This is a genomic window from Streptomyces sp. NPDC037271, from assembly GCF_055603605.1.
This window is the reverse complement of record NZ_JBVJVN010000003.1, coordinates 290,316-306,667: the sequence shown is the minus strand read 5'-3', so window position 1 is coordinate 306,667 and position 16,352 is coordinate 290,316. Positions and strand designations below refer to the sequence as shown.

At 73.2% G+C, this 16,352-nt stretch carries 16 protein-coding genes and 1 riboswitch; of the genes, 5 read left to right on the top strand and 11 right to left on the bottom strand.

Annotated features, from left to right (window positions below; translation table 11 throughout):
* Positions 1 to 217 precede the first annotated feature (217 nt).
* Genes ACZ7G3_RS09170 through ACZ7G3_RS09160 form a run of 3 tightly spaced genes read right to left on the bottom strand, consistent with a single transcriptional unit; the run spans position 218 to position 4,623 of the window.
* On the bottom strand, positions 218 to 1,108 hold the full coding sequence (locus ACZ7G3_RS09170) for an LLM class F420-dependent oxidoreductase (protein WP_470924364.1): 891 nt from the start codon (positions 1,106 to 1,108) through the stop codon (positions 218 to 220).
* Between the two features lie 43 nt (positions 1,109 to 1,151).
* Positions 1,152 to 3,719, bottom strand: coding sequence for an ABC transporter permease (locus ACZ7G3_RS09165; protein WP_470924363.1), 2,568 nt, complete (start codon positions 3,717 to 3,719; stop codon positions 1,152 to 1,154).
* A gap of 4 nt (positions 3,720 to 3,723) precedes the next feature.
* Positions 3,724 to 4,623 (bottom strand): ABC transporter ATP-binding protein, encoded by a 900-nt coding sequence (locus tag ACZ7G3_RS09160; RefSeq protein WP_470924362.1) that lies wholly within the window; start codon positions 4,621 to 4,623, stop codon positions 3,724 to 3,726.
* A 165-nt stretch (positions 4,624 to 4,788) separates the two neighbouring features.
* Here ACZ7G3_RS09160 and ACZ7G3_RS09155 point away from each other — a divergent pair, with 165 nt between their 5' ends.
* Both ACZ7G3_RS09155 and ACZ7G3_RS09150 read left to right on the top strand, forming a co-directional pair.
* Positions 4,789 to 5,016 carry a toxin-antitoxin system HicB family antitoxin gene (locus ACZ7G3_RS09155; RefSeq protein ID WP_426598487.1) on the top strand — a complete coding sequence of 76 codons (228 nt, stop codon included), beginning with the start codon at positions 4,789 to 4,791 and terminating at the stop codon, positions 5,014 to 5,016.
* A gap of 58 nt (positions 5,017 to 5,074) precedes the next feature.
* Complete coding sequence (locus tag ACZ7G3_RS09150; protein WP_426598486.1) at positions 5,075 to 5,449, top strand: fic family toxin-antitoxin system, toxin component; 375 nt, start codon at positions 5,075 to 5,077, stop codon at positions 5,447 to 5,449.
* Positions 5,450 to 5,479: 30 nt separating this feature from the next.
* Here the strand turns inward: ACZ7G3_RS09150 and ACZ7G3_RS09145 are convergent, their stop codons facing one another.
* From ACZ7G3_RS09145 to bioB, 4 genes are all read right to left on the bottom strand, one after another.
* On the bottom strand, positions 5,480 to 6,169 hold the full coding sequence (locus tag ACZ7G3_RS09145) for a class I SAM-dependent methyltransferase (RefSeq protein ID WP_470924361.1): 690 nt from the start codon (positions 6,167 to 6,169) through the stop codon (positions 5,480 to 5,482).
* A 556-nt stretch (positions 6,170 to 6,725) separates the two neighbouring features.
* Entirely contained in the window at positions 6,726 to 7,442 is a 717-nt protein-coding gene (gene bioD / locus ACZ7G3_RS09140; RefSeq protein WP_470924360.1) for a dethiobiotin synthase, read from the bottom strand.
* Position 7,443: 1 nt separating this feature from the next.
* On the bottom strand, positions 7,444 to 8,730 hold the full coding sequence (locus ACZ7G3_RS09135) for an adenosylmethionine--8-amino-7-oxononanoate transaminase (protein WP_470924359.1): 1,287 nt from the start codon (positions 8,728 to 8,730) through the stop codon (positions 7,444 to 7,446).
* Positions 8,723 to 9,958, bottom strand: coding sequence for a biotin synthase BioB (bioB, locus tag ACZ7G3_RS09130; protein ID WP_470924358.1), 1,236 nt, complete (start codon positions 9,956 to 9,958; stop codon positions 8,723 to 8,725). The genes ACZ7G3_RS09135 and bioB overlap by 8 nt, the downstream gene beginning before the upstream one ends.
* A gap of 150 nt (positions 9,959 to 10,108) precedes the next feature.
* Between bioB and ACZ7G3_RS09125 the strand changes: the two genes are divergently transcribed.
* Positions 10,109 to 11,236 (top strand): 8-amino-7-oxononanoate synthase, encoded by a 1,128-nt coding sequence (locus ACZ7G3_RS09125; protein WP_470924357.1) that lies wholly within the window; start codon positions 10,109 to 10,111, stop codon positions 11,234 to 11,236.
* Positions 11,237 to 11,279: 43 nt separating this feature from the next.
* Here the strand turns inward: ACZ7G3_RS09125 and ACZ7G3_RS09120 are convergent, their stop codons facing one another.
* Both ACZ7G3_RS09120 and ACZ7G3_RS09115 read right to left on the bottom strand, forming a co-directional pair.
* Positions 11,280 to 11,510: a DUF397 domain-containing protein gene (locus tag ACZ7G3_RS09120; RefSeq protein ID WP_470924547.1), complete on the bottom strand. Its 231-nt coding sequence runs from the start codon at positions 11,508 to 11,510 to the stop codon at positions 11,280 to 11,282.
* A 21-nt stretch (positions 11,511 to 11,531) separates the two neighbouring features.
* Complete coding sequence (locus ACZ7G3_RS09115) at positions 11,532 to 12,392, bottom strand: helix-turn-helix domain-containing protein (protein WP_426598479.1); 861 nt, start codon at positions 12,390 to 12,392, stop codon at positions 11,532 to 11,534.
* Between the two features lie 214 nt (positions 12,393 to 12,606).
* On the opposite strand from ACZ7G3_RS09115, the gene ACZ7G3_RS09110 reads away from it, so the two are divergent.
* Positions 12,607 to 13,098: an ATP-binding protein gene (locus ACZ7G3_RS09110; RefSeq protein ID WP_426598478.1), complete on the top strand. Its 492-nt coding sequence runs from the start codon at positions 12,607 to 12,609 to the stop codon at positions 13,096 to 13,098.
* A gap of 290 nt (positions 13,099 to 13,388) precedes the next feature.
* On the opposite strand, the gene ACZ7G3_RS09105 is transcribed toward ACZ7G3_RS09110, so the two are convergent.
* Positions 13,389 to 13,862, bottom strand: a complete 474-nt coding sequence (locus ACZ7G3_RS09105; protein ID WP_426524647.1) for a C40 family peptidase — start codon at positions 13,860 to 13,862, stop codon at positions 13,389 to 13,391.
* 3 nt (positions 13,863 to 13,865) lie between these two features.
* Positions 13,866 to 14,008: riboswitch (cyclic di-AMP (ydaO/yuaA leader) on the bottom strand.
* Between the two features lie 553 nt (positions 14,009 to 14,561).
* Positions 14,562 to 15,563 carry an ABC transporter permease gene (locus ACZ7G3_RS09100; RefSeq protein WP_470924356.1) on the bottom strand — a complete coding sequence of 334 codons (1,002 nt, stop codon included), beginning with the start codon at positions 15,561 to 15,563 and terminating at the stop codon, positions 14,562 to 14,564.
* 104 nt (positions 15,564 to 15,667) lie between these two features.
* Here ACZ7G3_RS09100 and ACZ7G3_RS09095 point away from each other — a divergent pair, with 104 nt between their 5' ends.
* Positions 15,668 to 16,321: a TetR/AcrR family transcriptional regulator gene (locus ACZ7G3_RS09095; RefSeq protein WP_470924355.1), complete on the top strand. Its 654-nt coding sequence runs from the start codon at positions 15,668 to 15,670 to the stop codon at positions 16,319 to 16,321.
* Positions 16,322 to 16,352: the final 31 nt, after the last annotated feature.

The window sequence follows — 16,352 nt, the reverse complement described above, 5'->3', positions numbered from 1 at the left end:
CCCATCACGCCCGCCGGACCGCCACGAGACATTCCGGCATGCGGACCGCCCGGTACGCCGGACGGCCGCGCACGCCGAACGGCCACACACCCCGGACCGCCGTGCGCGCTGGGCGGCTCCACCCGCCGGACGGCCGCGCACGCCGGGCCGGCCAGGCGGGCGGACGGCCGTACCCGCCGGACCGCCCCGCAGGCGCCCGGGGCGCGCGTACCGGTCGTCAGACGCCGCGCAACGCCCGCATCACCGGAGCGAAAACCTCCATGTACGGCTCCAGCACCGTCAGGTAGGTGAATCCGTACCGTTCGCGCTGCGCCCGTACCTGCGCGGTGATCTGTTCCAGGGTTCCGGCCAGGAAGATGGGCAACTCCAGCACCTGATCGGCGGTCAGGTGCGGCACGTGCTCCAGGAGGGGCCGGACGGCGGCCTCGCGGTCCTCGGTCACGACGACCATCTGGATGAGCAGGTTCAGCTCAGCCGGTTCCTCGCGGCCCGCCGCCAGCTCCCGGTACCGGGCCACGCGCTCGTCGAGTTCCTCGGCCGTGACCGGGGCGAGCTGCCCCGTCGAACTGCCCCGCACGGTACGTCCGCCGGTGAACGCGGCGATGGCGGCGTGCCGCGCGGTCAGCTCCAGCATCCGGTCGCCGTTGGCGCCGATCAGCAGCGGCACCCCGGGCCGCTGCACCGGCCGCGGCCGGTACTCCTCGTCGCCGAGCAGTCGCTCCAGCTCCTCGACGGTGCGCCGCAGATGGTCCACCCGCTCGCCGGGCGAGCCGAACGGCAGCCCCGCCGCGTCATGCTCCGCCCGTACGTAGCCGGTGCCGAGCCCGAGTTCCAGGCGCCCGCCCGTCAGGGCGTCCGTGGTCGCCACCTCCCGGGCCAGCAGAGCGGGATTCCAGAACCCCGCGTTGAGCACGAACGTGCCGAGCCGAGGCCGCCCCGTGGCCCGGGCCGCCGCGACCAGCGCCGGGAACGGCGCCGGCATGCCGAGATGGTCCGGGACCAGGATCACGTCGTACCCCAGCTCCTCGGCCCGCCGGCACTTCGCGCTCCACTCGTCGGCAGGTGCGGGCGCCATCAGATTGACGCCGAAGCGGAACGGACGCGACATGAAACCTCCTCCACGGCGGGGTACTTCGGGCCACCGGAGTCAATCACTCGTGCGCTATGGCCGCCAGCACATTCATGCGCGAGGCCCGCCACGCGGGCAGCAGCGCAGCCACCACGCCCACCACCGCCGAACCCACCACCACCGCGACGACCGTGCCCCACGGGATCGCGAACGCCGTCAGCCCCTCCAGCGCCAGCACCTGCTGCACGCACACACCCCACACCAGCCCCAGGGCCAGCCCGAGCACCGCGCCGAACACCGCGATCACCACCGACTCCAGCCGGATCATCCGGCGCAACTGACGCCGGGCGAGCCCGATGGCCCGCAGGAGTCCGATCTCACGGGTGCGCTCCACCACCGACAGCGCGAGGGTGTTGACCACGCCGAGCACCGCGATGACGATCGCCAGGCCGAGCAGCGCGTACACGAGGTAGAGCAGGACCGCGATCTGGTCGTGCACCAGCTCCTTGTAGTCGGCCAGGTCGCGCACCTGCACCTGCGGGTACGGGTCGAGCGTCCGTTCCAGGTGCGCGCGCAGTGCGTCGGCGCTCGTCCCCGGCGCGGCATTCACGTACAGCGACGAGTCCTGGCCACCGGGCGCGTACCGCTCCAGCGTCTCCAGGCCGAAGAACAGCCCGCCCTCCATCCCGAACCCCTCGGCGGATTCCTGGTCGGTGAGCGCGCCCACCGTCAGGTCGGCGGTGCGCCCGCCCGGGAACTCGACGGGGACCGTGCTGCCGGCGCGTACGCCGTGCTCCCGGGCGAAGTCCGCGTCCATCGCCAGGTGACCTGGCGCGAGCGCCGCCTTCGTGTCCCCGCGCGCGTACGGGATGTTGGCGACGTCGTCGAGGCGCGGGTCGTAGCCCGTGGCGGTCGCCTCCACCCGGTCGCCGTCCGGCAGCCGCACGGCGACCGGCACGAACCGGGACCGTACGACGAGCCCGGCGCCCTCGGTCTGGCGCACCCGCTCACCGACCTCCCGCGGGAACGGCATGAAACCGCCGTTCTGCACGACGAAGTCGGCGCCCATCACCTTGTCGATCTGCCGGTCGAAGGATTCGGTCATCGAGGCGCTGGCCACCGACATCCCACCGACCAGTGCGATGCCCACCATGAGCGCGGAGGCCGTGGCGCCGGTGCGGCGGGGGTTGCGCAGGGCGTTGCGCCGGCTCATCCGGCCGACGGCACCGAACACCACCGGAAAAACCGCGCCGAGTGCCCGGATCACCGGGCGGACGAGCAGCGGACCGGCGATGACGGTCGCGAGGAGGGTCAGGACGACGCCGAGCACCAGCAGCGACGCCGCCGACGAGGTCCTGGTCGCCACCGCGCACCCCACGAGCGCGGCCACACCCAGGACTCCGGCCACGGCGCCGGCCACGGCCCGGGTCCGCAGCGGCCGGCCCACCCCGGCGATCTCCGCGTCCGCGAGGGCCGCCATCGGGGAGACGGCCGCCGCACGGCGTGCCGGGAGACCGGCGGCGAGGAACGTCACCCCGACGCCGACGACGTACGCCGCGACGGGCGTCGCCCAGCCGAGGACCATCTCGCCCGAGTCGATGTTCATGCCGATCGCGTTCATCAGCCCGATCAGTCCCGCGGCCAGCCCGATGCCCGCGGCCAGGCCCAGCGTCGAGGCGACCACGCCGAGCAGCACCGCCTCGGTGAGTACCGAGCGTCGCACCTGACGCCGGTCCGCGCCGAGCGCGCGCAGCAGACCCAGCTCGCGGGTGCGTTGCGCGATCAGCATCGAGAAGGTGTTGACGATCAGGAACACGCCGACCAGGACGGCGATCCCGGCGAAGCCGAGCATGACGTACTTGATGACGTCGAGGAATCCGCCCAGTTGCTCGACGTCCGACTGGGCCTGCTCGGCGGCCGTGCGGTACTGGTAGCTGTCCGCGCCCAGGGCGTCGGCGACGCGCCGCTTGAGCAGGTCGTCGCTGGTCCCGGCCGCCGCCTCGACGGAGATGCCGGTGGCGGCGCGGGGGTCGCCCAGCAGTTTCGCCTGCGCCGTCGGTGTGTCCAGGAAGAGCAGCGCCGCGCCGGGGTTGGTCGTGGTGAACGTGGCGATGCCGACGATCTCGACGTCGAACGAGCCCGGCGGGGCGATCACGGTGAGGGTGTCGCCGATACGTACGTCCGCGCGGTCGGCGGTCTCCGAGTCGAGCAGCGCCTGCTCCGGGCCGCGCGGGGCGTGACCCGAGGTGAGTTCCACGGGGCTGCGGTCGGTCGGGTTCCAGTTGGTGCCGATCGTGGGGGCGCCGGTGGTCGGGCTCACCGACTCGTTCCCGTCGCCGACGACGGTGATGTTCTCGACCTCCGCGTCCACGCGCGCGGCGGCGACCCCGTCGACCTCGGCCAGCCGGTCGGCGAGCGCGGCCGGCACGGTTGCCGTCCTGCCGGAGGGCACCGACTCGTCGAGCCCCTCCCGCGGGCGGACGGTGACATCGGCGGCGGTGGAGGCGAACAACCGGTCGAAGGTACGGGTGAGGGTGTCGGAGAAGACCAGACTGCCCGCGACGAACGCCACGGACAGCATGACCGCCAGCGCCGAGAGCACCAGCCGTCCCTTGTGCGCGAGGAAGCTCCTGAGCGTCGCCTTCAGCACGGCGTCAGTCCTTGTCGGGTGAGCCGGGCGTGGAGGGTGAGCCGGGCGCGGAGGGTGACCCCGCCCCGGACGATGACCGCGCCCCGGAGGGGGAGCCCGCCCCGGAGGGGGAGCCCGGGGCACCCGGCAAGCCCGCGCCGGTGAACATGCGCATGCGCTCCAGCACCGCCTCCGACGTCGGCCTCTCCATCTCGTCCACGATCCGTCCGTCCCCGAGGAAGAGCACCAGGTCGGAGCGGGCGGCGGCGCCCGGGTCGTGGGTGACCATGACGACGGTCTGACCCAGCTCGTCCACGGCCTCCCGCAGGATGCCGAGCACCTCCAGACCGGCCCGCGAGTCGAGGTTGCCGGTCGGCTCGTCCGCGAAGATCAATTCGGGCCGGGAGACCAGCGCCCGCGCACAGGCCACCCGCTGCTGCTGGCCCCCGGAGAGCTGGGCCGGCCGGTGCCTCAGCCGGTCCCGCAGGCCCAGGGTGTCGATGACCTGGTCGAGCCACTCCGGGTCGGGGCTCCGGCCCGCGATGTTCTGGGGCAGCGTGATGTTCTCCAACGCGTTCAGCGTCGGAATGAGGTTGAAGGACTGGAACATGAATCCGACCCGGTCCCGGCGCAGCCGCGTCAGCTCCCGATCCCTGAGTCCCGTGATCTCGGTGTCGCCGAGCCACACCTGGCCGGCCGAGACGGTGTCGAGGCCCGCCAGGCAGTGCATCAGCGTGGACTTCCCGGAGCCGGACGGGCCCATGACCGCGGTGAAACGGCCGCGCGCGATGTCCACGTCCACCGAGTCCAGGGCGAGCACCGTGGTCTCGCCCGAGCCGTACGCCTTGGTCAGGCCGCGCGCCCGGGCGGCGATGTCGTCGGCCGACGCCCGACCGGGGGCGTGCTTCGCAGCGGGTGTGGACAAGACGGCCTCCTCGGTGCTCTCCGCGGGCCGCCAGAGTAGTGTGACCCGTACCACACCCGGAATCCTCCTGTGGTACCGGTTCGCCGTTATTTCGCGGGGTTTCCGCGGGGTTTCCGCGGGAGGCGGACCTTGCCGCCGCTAGCGTTCCGGCGCTAGCTTCGAGGTATGGCGAAGCCCCAGAAGGCCCAGTTGAACGTGCGGGTGGACGAGGGAACCGCCCGGGCGGCCCGCGAACGGGCCCTGGCCCGGGGAATGAGCGTCAACCGCTACATCGAGGAGCTGGTCCGGCAGGACACCGGCGAGGCCGGCCGCACCTTCGTGGAGGCCGCGGCCGACTTCATGCGGCAGTACGAGAAGGTGTTCGCCGAGGAGGTCGGCGACGGACGCCGCTGAGCCGTCGGACGATCCCGGCCAACGATCCCGGCCAACGATCCGGACCACACGAACTCGGATGAACGACCTCACCATCGATCTCGCCTGGCTGCTCATGCTCGCCGAACAGCGCACCCCGGGAGATCCCCAGGTCACCGACTGGGGAGCGCTCGTGGCGGCCGTCGCCCGCCACCGGGCCGAAATATTCGACACGCCTGTCTACGAGGGACCGCACGCCCGCGCCGCAGCGCTGCTCCAACTGCTGATCCACGTCCCCGCTCTGGAACGCTCCAACGCCCTGTTCGCCTCCGCGGTCGCCTACGCCTACCTGGTCGCCGGCGGGGTCAAGGTCGCCACCACTCCCGAGCAGGTGCGGGATCTCGCTCTGCTGGTCAAGAGCGGTGAGGCATCGGTCGACGACATCGCGGACGAGCTGCGCCGGTGGAGCGTGTGACTGTGACTGTGACTGCGACTGCGACTGCGACTACGCCTCGGCTTCGGCCGGCCGCCACGCCGTGCCGAGCACGCAGTAAGAACTCGGCAGCGGCGGCCCGTTCTCCGGCATCATCATCCGCCGGTAGGGGCCCAGCGCGAACCCGGCCTCCCGCAGCGCGGCCACCGGCTCGCGGGACACGTGGCAGCCGCCGGACAGCGCGGGCCACAGCGTCCGGTCCAGCGCGCGCTGGGTGAAGGTCATCACCCGGCCGCCGCCCCGGCCGTGCTCGAAGAACCGCACCTCGCCGCCGGGCCGCAGCACCCGCCTCAGCTCCCCGAGCGCCCGCGGCACATCGCGGACGCTGCACAGCACCAGCGAGACCACAGCCGCGTCGAAGGCCTCGCTCTTGACCGGCAGCGCCTCCGCCGCGCCCGGCGCGACGTCGACCGGCACCTGGGCGCGCAGCGCCGCCTCGACGGCCAACCGCCGCAGCGTGCGCTCCGGTTCGATGGCGACGATCTCCGAGACGGTGCCCGGGTAGTGGGCGAAGTTCAGGCCGTTGCCCGCGCCGATCTCGATGACCCGTCCGGACAGCCCGGCAAGCAGCCGCTCGCGCACCGGCCCCATGCCCATCCGGTTTTCGGCCCGCACACTGACCCGGGCGTAGCAGCGGGCGAACAGCGGATGGTGCACGGCGTCCCGCGGCACCCCGCGGGCACGGGTGGATCGCAGCGCCATGGGACCTCCCTCACGAGGTGGTGCCTTACCACGATTGTCCCCCGTACAAGCGCCGTGCACCCACCGTGCGGGCGGCTCCTTCGCCGATGCCGGACCGCCCAGAGACCGGGCCGTGCCCCGCGCCGGCGTCCCGCACGGTCCGGGCGGTCGGCCGGGGATGCCGGCCGGGACGGCACGGACCCCTGACCCCACGGTGCGGACCGGCGGCCGGCCTCGAGCCGTACCGCCGGTCAGGACGCCTCCCGGGCGCGGAGCGTGTCCGGTCCCGGACGCGCTCCACCCGGCTCGCCGGCCGGGGAGGCCACCGGTGAGGGCGGCCGCCGCCCGGGGTGCTCGGGTGGTGGCCGACGTACGGGCGCGCGCCCTGCCGGTCGGAGTGGGTCTGGGGCCGCTCGGAGCGTGTCCGTGGTCCGGGTGCCGCGGTCCGCGCCGGCCAGGGGCTGTGTCGCCCAGGCGTTGACCGGTGTCCGCGGTCCGCGCCGGCCAGGGGCTGTGTCGCCCAGGCGTTGACCGGTGTCCGCGGTACTGACCTCCCGCGGTACTGACCCGCCACCGGTCAGGGACCCTCCCGTCGCCGGAACGCGTCCGCGTCCCACGAGCCCCGCAGACAGGGCGCCAGCCAGTGCGGGGCCGCCGACCGGAAGGCGGCCGGCGGCAGGGAGCCCGCTCCGGCGGGCACGGCGCCGAGCAGGGGGGCTCCGGCCACCTCCGGCAGATCCGCGAGGTTGCAGCGCGACGCGAGGTCCGGGGACCCCGGCCAGCTGCCGATCACCACACCCGTCAGCTCCAGCCCGCGCGAGAGCAGTTCACGTGCCGTCAGCTCCGTCGTGTTCAGCGTGCCCAGCCCGGCCGACGCCACCAGCAGCACCGGCGCTCCCAGCAGTCCGGCGACGTCCGCCAGCGTCCCGCCGGCCGCGTCGAAGCGTACGAGGAGCCCGCCCGCGCCCTCGACCAGCACGAGGTCGTGCTCGGTGGCCAGCTTGCCCGCGGCCTCCGCCACCTCCTCGGGGCGCACCGGAGCCCGCCCGGCCCGCCGCGCGGCCGTCCCCGGCGCCAACGGCTCCGGGTAGCGGGCGACTTCGGCCGCCGTCACGGGACCCGCGAGGCGCGCCACCTCCTGGGCGTCCCCGGACTCGTCCGGCCGTACGCCCGTCTGCGCGGCCTTCAGCACGGCCACCGACCGGCCGCCCGCCAGCGCGGTCGCGGCGACGGCGGCGGTCACGACGGTCTTGCCGACCTCCGTGCCGGTGCCCGTGATCACCAGTACCGGCATGTCATCCCTCCCCTGCCGCCGCGCACACCGCGCGGGCGATCCGTGCCACGTCCGCGTCGTCCGTGACGTACGGCGGCATGGTGTAGACCAGGTCGCGGAACGGCCGCAGCCACACGCCCTCGCGCACGGCCGCCGCCGTCGCCGCCCGCATGTCGACGGCGTGGTCGAGCTGCACCACGCCGATCGCGCCGAGTACCCGTACGTCCCGCACGCCCGGCGTTCCGGCGGCGGGCGCGAGGCCCTCCCGCAGGCCCGCCTCGATCCGTTTGACCTCCGCGAGCCAGTCCTGGCCGAGCAGCAGCCCGATCGACGCGCACGCCACGGCAGCCGCCAGTGGATTGCCCATGAACGTCGGCCCGTGGGCCAGCACCGGCACCTCGCCCCGCGCGATGCCGTCGGCCACCTCCGACGTGCACAGTGTGGCCGCCATGGTCAGATAGCCGCCGGTCAGCGCCTTGCCCACGCACATCACGTCCGGCGTCACCGCCGCGTGCTCCGCCGCGAACAACGCGCCCGTACGCCCGAACCCGGTCGCGATCTCGTCGAACACCAGCAGCACGCCGTGCGCGTCGCACGCCTGGCGCAGCACCCGCAGATACGCGGGGGAGTGGAACCGCATCCCCCCGGCGCCCTGCACCACCGGCTCGACGACCACCGCGGCCAGTTCGTCGGCGTGCCGTTCGATCAGGGCGCGCAGGTGATCGGCGTACGACTCCTCGTACTCCGCCGGCGGCGCGTCCGCGAAGACCTGGCGCGGCAGGAGGCCCGTCCACAGCTCGTGCATCCCGCCCTCGGGGTCGCACACCGACATGGGCTGCCACGTGTCGCCGTGGTAGCCGCCGCGCCAGGTCAGCAGACGCCGCTTGGCCGGGCGGCCCAGCGACCGCCAGTACTGCAGGCACATCTTGACCGCGACCTCGACCGACACCGACCCGGAGTCGGCGAGGAAGACGTGCTCCAGGCCATCGGGTGACATGTCGACAAGGAGCTTCGCCAGTCGTACGGCGGGCTCGTGGGTGAGACCGCCGAACATCACGTGGCTCATCCGGTCCAGCTGGTCGCGCGCGGCCTCGTTCAGCACCGGGTGGTTGTAGCCGTGGATCGCCGACCACCAGGAGGACATCCCGTCGACGAGCTCGGCGGAGCCGTCGGCCGGCCGCAGCCGCACCCCGCTCGCCGACTCCACGACGAGCGGGTCCTGCCGGCCGGGCATGGGGCCGTACGGATGCCAGACGTGCCGCCGGTCGAGCGCCAGCAACTCGTCCACGGTCAGCGCGGGCTCAGGCATTGGGCGCGAGGTCCGTTCCGGCACCACGGCGGCGTACGGCGACCAGGTCCGTACGGGCTTCGCCGGCCACCACCGGTTCGGCGGTCGCGGCGGATCCGCGGCCTCCCGCGGCCGGGGCGGAGCCACAGCCTCCCTCCGCCGGGGCGGAGCCACAGCCTTCCTCCGCCGGGGCGGAACCGCAGGCCCCGCCACCCTCGTGCGACCCGCAGCCGCCCCGGCCCGCCGCCCGGTGCTCCGGCAGGGTCTCCCGGCCGACGCCCTCCACCTCGAAACCGGCGTCCGCGATCATCTCCAGATCCGCGTGGCCGGCCTGGCCCTCGCTGGTGAGGTAGTCGCCGAGGAAGATGGAGTTCGCCAGGTGCAGCGCGAGCGGCTGCATCGTGCGCAGGTGGACCTCGCGCCCGCCCGCGATGCGCACCTCGGCGTCCGGGCAGACGAACCGCGTCATCGCCAGGATGCGCAGGCAGCGCTGCGGGGTGAGGTGCCACTCCGTGGCCAGCGGCGTGCCCTCCATCGGGATCAGGAAGTTCACCGGCACCGAGTCGGGGTCCAGCTCGCGCAGCGAGAAGACCACGTCGACCAGGTCCTCGTCGCTCTCGCCCATGCCCGCGATCAGTCCCGAGCAGGCGGACAGCCCGGCCGCGTGCGCCTTGCGCACCGTGTCCACCCGGTCGGCGTACGTGTGCGTGGTCGTGATGTCCCCGTACGTCGCCTCGGACGTGTTGAGGTTGTGGTTGTAGGCGTCGGCGCCCGCCTCGCGCAGCCGTTCCGCCTGGCCGTCGGAGAGCAGGCCCAGGCAGGCGCACACCTCGACCGCCTCGTTCTGCTCCTTGATGGCCTTGATGGTGTCCGAGACCCGGTCCACGTCCCGGTCGGTCGGACCGCGTCCGCTGGCCACCAGGCACACCCGCTTGGCGCCCCCGGCCACCCCCGCGGCGGCGGCCTGCGAGGCCTGGTCGGGCTTCAGCCAGGTGTACTTGAGGATCTCGGCCTTGGAGCCGAGCCGCTGCGAGCAGTAGGAGCAGTCCTCGGGACACAGGCCCGACTTCAGGTTGACGAGATAGTTGAGTTTCACCCGTCGGCCGAACCAGTGACGGCGCACCTTGCCGGCCGCGGCCACCACATCGAGCAGGTCGTCGTCGGAAGTGGCGAGGACGGCGAGCGCCTCCTCGCGGGTCGGCGACACGCGCCGAAACCCCTTGTCCACCAGCGTGTTCAGCAGGTCCATGAGAGCCGATCCTGTCCTAAGGGGCCACCCGGGGCCAAGGAGACTTCGCACAACAGTGACAGATCGCCGTGTGGGTATCGCCACACCTCGCGGGGGCGGCCGTACCGCTAATGTCTGTCCACTGCCTACAAAACACCGGAGGACCGACCCATGGCGTTCGGCTGGATCGACGAGCAGGCCGAGGCGCGCCGCCGGGCCGGACTCGTACGGATTCTGCGCCCCCGTCCGTCCGGCTCGCCGCTGCTGGACCTGGCGAGCAACGACTACCTCGGACTGGCCCGGCACCCGGAGGTCACCGAGGGCGCGGCGCGGGCCGCGCGGACGTGGGGGGCCGGCTCGACCGGGTCCCGGCTGGTGACCGGCACCACCGAACTGCACGCCGAACTCGAACGCGAACTGGCCGCCTTCTGCGGTTTCGAGGCCGCGCTCGTCTTCTCCTCCGGCTACGCGGCCAACCTCGCCGCGGTCACCGCGCTGGCGCCGCACGGCTCCCTCGTCGTCTCCGACGCGGGCAACCACGCCTCGCTCATCGACGGCTGCCGGCTGGCCCGCGGCACGACCCAGGTGGTGGCGCACGCCGACCCGGACGCCGTACGCAAGGCGCTGGCGGCGCACGGCGGCCCCTCCGTCGCCGTCTCCGACACGGTCTTCTCCGTCGACGGCGACGCCGCGCCGCTCGCCGCGCTCGCCGGGGCGTGCCGTGAGCACGGCGCCGGGCTGGTCGTCGACGACGCCCACGGCCTCGGCGTCCTCGGCGAGGGCGGCCGGGGCGCCCCGCACGCGGCGGGACTCGCGGGCGCCGACGACGTCGTCGTGACGGTGACACTGTCCAAGTCGCTCGGCAGCCAGGGCGGGGCCGTGCTCGGTCCCGCCCGGGTGATCGAGCACCTGGTCAACGCGGCCCGGACGTTCATCTTCGACACCGGCCTCGCACCCGCGGCGGCGGGCGCGGCGCTGGCGGCGCTCACCCTGCTGCGCCGCGAGCCCGAACGGGCGGCGCGGGCACGCGCGGTGGCGGCCGGACTGCACGCCCGTCTGACGGCCCTGGGGCTGTCTGCGGTACGCCCCGACGCCGCGGTCGTCTCGGTGCGCGCCCCCTCCCCGGAGGGGGCCGTACGGTGGGCGGCCGAGTGTCGTACGGCCGGCCTGTCCGTGGGCTGCTTCCGCCCTCCTTCCGTGCCCGACGGCATCTCACGGCTCAGGCTGACCGCTCGTGCGGACCTCTCCGGGGAACAGATCGAACGCGCTGTGCGGGTGATCGGCGAGACGCGGCCATGAGTCGGCGTGACACGGCCGTGCGTCGTCCGATGCCCGGCCGGAGTCAGCGGCGGTGGATCCCGGCCGTGAACGACGCCCAGCTCCCGGGGGAGAAGAGCAGCGCGGGCCCGGCCGGGTCCTTGGAGTCGCGCACGGCGAGCAGTCCGGCCCAGGGGCCGGACGACGGCCGTGCCGTTTCGACGCAGTTGTTCGCCCCGGTGCTGTAGCTGCTGCGCAGCCACCGCATGCCGGGCAGATCGGTACTGGACGGGATGTTCCGGGGGAGTTCGGACACGGAGTCTGTCATGGTGCCTCCTTACGCGCCTGCCGCTGTCGCGGCGATGAAGTCCAACGAGTCCTCGGGCGAAAGGGCATGGATCAGAAGGGTGTTGAAGGCCTCGGTGTAGGCCTCTAGGTCTTCTTTCCGTTCGAGGTGCAGGCTACTCGTCAAGTGGTCGAGAACAACCACGTCCAGATCAGAAGTGCTCGAAAAGGAGAAGATTACGAAAGGCCCGGTGACACCGATGTGCGCCCCGGCGGCGAAGGGCAGGACCTGGAGCCGGACATGGGGAAGGCGCGCGGCATCGACCAGCCGCGCCAGCTGACGGGACATCACTCCGGGCCCGCCCACCTCCCGGCGCAGCACCGACTCGTCCAGGACCGCGCTCAGCTCCAGTGGCGGCTGCGCCCGCAGGACGTCCTGCCGGGCCAGTCGCACCTCCACCAGGGTGTCCAGCCGCTCCTCCGGGAGCCCGTCCACCGCGGCACGCGTCACCGCGCGGGCGTACTCCGGCGTCTGCAGCAGACCGGGGACCACGGTGGTCTCCAGTGTGCGCATCGCGCTCGCCTGGGACTCCAGGCTGATGAAGTCACGGTAGGTCGGCGGCAGCACCCCTCGGTAGGCGTGCCACCAGTGGTTCCGGCCGCCCGCGTCGTCGGAGCCCGCCAGCATCACCAGCAGCTCCCGCAGCTGCTCGTCGTCCACGCCGTAGGCGTCCAGCAGTAACCGCACGTCGGCCGGTTTCGCCCCGCTCGTCCCGGTCTCGATCCGGCTGACCTTCGACTGGTGCCAGCCCACCAGCCGGGCCGCCTCGCCGCTGGTGATACCCGCCGACGTGCGCTGGGCGCGCAGTTCCGCGCCCAGCTTCCGGCGGCGCACCACGGGGCCGTGCTGCATGGGCCACTCCTCTACTCCTTATGAGCCGCCCAAATACGCTCTGCCGTCGCAGAGTTCACCGCATCGAGCGACAGATATATGCAGATCTTGGTGGATCGCCGCCCTTACCGGGCCTGGTGGTGGCAGTCTGACGGCAAAGCACCAGTCCGGGACCGTACTCGAACCATCCGCTCCGTGTCCGGCTGCGGTCCCGTGGGAAAGGGACGACGTCGCCATGGCAGACCATCTGGAAGCATCCGTCACTCTGCCGAGCGATCCCGCCTCGGTGGCCGCCGCGCGTACCTATGTGGTCGGCACGCTGGTGGAGTGGGGCCTGCCGGCGGACACCGAGGTGTCCGAAACCGTCCGGCTCATCGTCTCCGAGCTGACCACCAACGCGGTCCAGCACACGCTCGGACAGTCACCCACCTTCACGGTGGACCTCGTGCTCGACCGCGACGAGCGACTGCGCATCGGCGTCACCGACAGCCATCCGGGGTTTCCCAAGCGTCTGCCCGCCGCCGTCCAGCAGGACAACGGCCGCGGCATGGTGATCATCCGCTGGCTGACGGCGGAGTGCGGCGGCAAGCTGAGGGTGCGGCGCACGCGCGAGGGCGGCAAGACCGTCTTCATCGAACTGCCCTGGACGCCGCCGAGCAGTCCGGTGCCGCCCGAGCCGGCCACGGCCGTGGGGCGGGTCGCGGGACGGCAGGAGCCCGAACGGTGAGGCGCCGGCGGCACTCGCCGCGAGTCTGTTCCGTGTGAGCGTCGAGGGCAGTACCGAACCGCCGCACGTGCGCGTGTGGGAGCGCGGGGCGTGCGGGGCGCGGGGCCGTCCCCGACCGGCACATCGACGGGGCGGCCGACGTCGCCAGGGCCGCCGGACCGGCGGCCTCGGCGCGTCGGGTGGGGGCAGGGCCGGTACGGGTACCGGCACAGCGCGTCGAAGCGGGGACCCGCCGAGGCCGTGGGCGGGCCGTGCCAGGAGACCCCGCCCTTCCGGGCGAGGATCGGACGTCAATTGACCCGGCCGTACCAGACGCTGCCGGTCCAGATCTTCTGCAGACGGACCACGTCCCCGGTCTTCGGGGCGTGCCAGATCCTGCCCTTCCCGGCGTAGATGCCGACGTGGTAGACGCTGCTGCCCGAGTGGAAGAAGACGAGGTCGCCGACCTTGCGGTTCTTGGCGGAAATATGACGGGTCTTGTTGTACTGCTGAGCCGCGGTGCGCGGCAGCTTCTTACCGGCCTTCTTGAACGAATACAGGGTCAGCCCGGAGCAGTCGAACCTGCGTGGTCCGACGGCGCCCCACTTGTACGGTGAACCCTTCTTGGAGGCCGCGATCTTGAGGGCCTTCGCCGCATAGGTCGCCGCGGCCGCCTCGGAGGCGGCACCGGGGACCACGACGGATCCGCCGATCGCGGCGAGGGTGAGGGCCGAGGCCGTACCGGCACGGGCCATCAGCGACGGGACACGATTGAGCGCAGACATGCGCAACCCTTCGTCAGCCGCCTGTGAAGGATGACCTGTCGGATTCGGGCTGGCGAAGTTGCCCGGCCGCACGAGTGCGGCTTCACCCCAAGGGCTGCTCGGCCCGGTTTCTCTCTCGGAGACGACCGTTCCGGCGACCCGTCGTGCTCGGGTCCTCCACTCCTGCCGATCCACTCCTGTCGACCGGTCGTCCGGGCGGCGGCAGGACTCGGCGTCCGCCCGGACCGCCCCGCCGCTGCGGCGAGGGCTTGTCGTCAGTCACGGATCTTGTCTCGCCCAGTGGGAGAATCCCAACGGAACGTGCCCTTTGTGTTGTTACACGCCACTCGCCCGTTCGGGTGGACACCTCCGCGTTCGAGTCACCGCCGGGGGTGGTGACGAGCCCGGGACCAGCGGCGGAGCGGCTCGTTCCGCCGCGTGAGCAGCAGCGGTCGCGCAACTTCGGCCGGTCGGAAATCGAGGGTGTTCCTACGCCGAAAGGGGGTACGCCGTTTGGTCCGTTTCGGCCGCCGGCGCGTCAACTGCCGGAACACGGCGGAAGGCTGACGCGCGCCGCCCGCCGTTCACCGTCCCGCACGCGCGGCGCCCGGGCCAGGGTGCCGGCGTGCACTCCGGCCCTGACGCACCGGTGCGCACGGCGGCCGGGCCGGGGCCCCGTACCGTGGCGGGGTCCGCGGCCCGGTCGTGCACGGCCGGGGATCAGGCGGCCGGGGCCGGGGCCCGGTCGGGCGCCGGTGAGGCGCCGGGTGCGCGCTGTCGCAGTGCGCCGCCGAGCAGGACCGCGCCCAGGCCCAGCAGGGACCACCACGTGAGCGTGAGCGCGGGGCCGGTGGCCGCGGCGCCCTCGAAGAAGGACACCGAGCGCAGGAGCGAGCCGCCCGCGCCCGGCGGCAGCCACTGGCCGATCGCGCCGGCCGGCCGGGGCAGCATCTCCGGCGCCGAGGACGCGCCGGAGAAGGGGTTGCCCAGCAGCATGATCACGGCCGCGCCCAGCCCGACACCCGCGCGCCCGAGCAGCGCCCCGAGCCCGGCGACGCCCGCGCCCGCGGCCAGGGCCGACAGCCCGAACACGCCGGCCACGGCCCACCAGTCACCGGTGACCACCCCGAGCCAGCTGTGCGCGACCACCGCCGCGACCGCGCCTGTCGACGCGGCGGCGCCGGTCACCGCGACGGCCGCTCGCACGCCGCGCAACCCCAGCAGGGTCACCACGGCGCCGGTCGCGATCCCGGCCAGTGCGAGCGGCAGCACGCTCGCGCCCAGGGCCGCGCCGCGCGGATCCGCCTCGGGGGCGGGCACCACATCGACCACCTGGACCGGCGTCCCCGTGGCGGAGGCCTGCCCGGTCACCGCCTGCTGCAGCAGCTGGGCCACGGAGGGGCTCGCCGCGGACGCCGTGAGCAGCTTCGTGCCCCGGTCGCCGGCGACCACCGCGCCGTACACGGTCCGGTCCTCGACGGCGTCGCGGGCCGCGGCCCCGTCGGCGTAGCGGTGGATCTCGAAGGCGTCCTCGCGCTGGGTGAGCCGCTGCTCCACCTGCGTGATCGCGGCGGGCGGTCCCGCCACGCCGAGCGGCAGATCGCGGGCGGACGTACGGGCGGCCGGCCAGGCGAAGGCGCACAGTGCCAGTGCCGCCAGTACGGGAAGCAGGACGACGACGGCGGCCACACGGCGGCCGTGAGGAGCGGAGGGGCCGGACATGGGTGACTCCTCTGAAAGAAGGATCGTTCGTTTTAGTCCCGCCTCCACGGTGCGGCGGTCTCGGGCGCCTTGTCAAGAAGGAATGTTCGTTTTAGATTGGCGTCATGGCCCGCGTATCCCAGGAACACCTCGACGCCCGCCGCCGGCAGATCCTCGACGGCGCCGCGCTGTGCTTCGCCCGCAACGGCTTCCACGCCACGTCGATGCAGGACGTGCTGAAAGAGGTCGACCTCTCCGCGGGGGCCGTCTACCGCTACTTCAGCGGCAAGGAGGAGCTGATCGAGGCCATCGTCACCGAGGTGCTGGACGCCATCCGCGACGTGTACGAACGTGCCGCGCAGGAGAGCCCGCCGCCCATGCCCGACGAACTCATCGCCCGCACCCTGGCGCACATGGCGCGGGAGCGGCCGGCGGTGACGGACAGCGGCGAGTGGCTGTTCCCGCGGCTGATGATCCAGGCCTGGTCCGAGACGCTGCGCAACGACGCGCTGTCCGCCCTCCTGGGTGAGGGGTTCGCCAAGGCGACGGCCGCCTGGGCGAAGGTCGTGATCCGCTACCAGGAAACCGGCATGATGCGCGACGACGTCGACCCGGACGCCGTGGCCCGGACACTGATGGCCACGGTGCAGGGCTTCGGGGCCCAGTACGCGCTGTTCGGCAGCTTCTCGCCGGAGGCTCTCCAGGCGGGCGTGCGGGGACTGCTGAGCATGCGTCAGGTCACCGACGGCCCCGGTGATCAGTCGGACGAATCCGGCTGACGTGACCGGCCGTGACGCCGCTCGCCGGGCC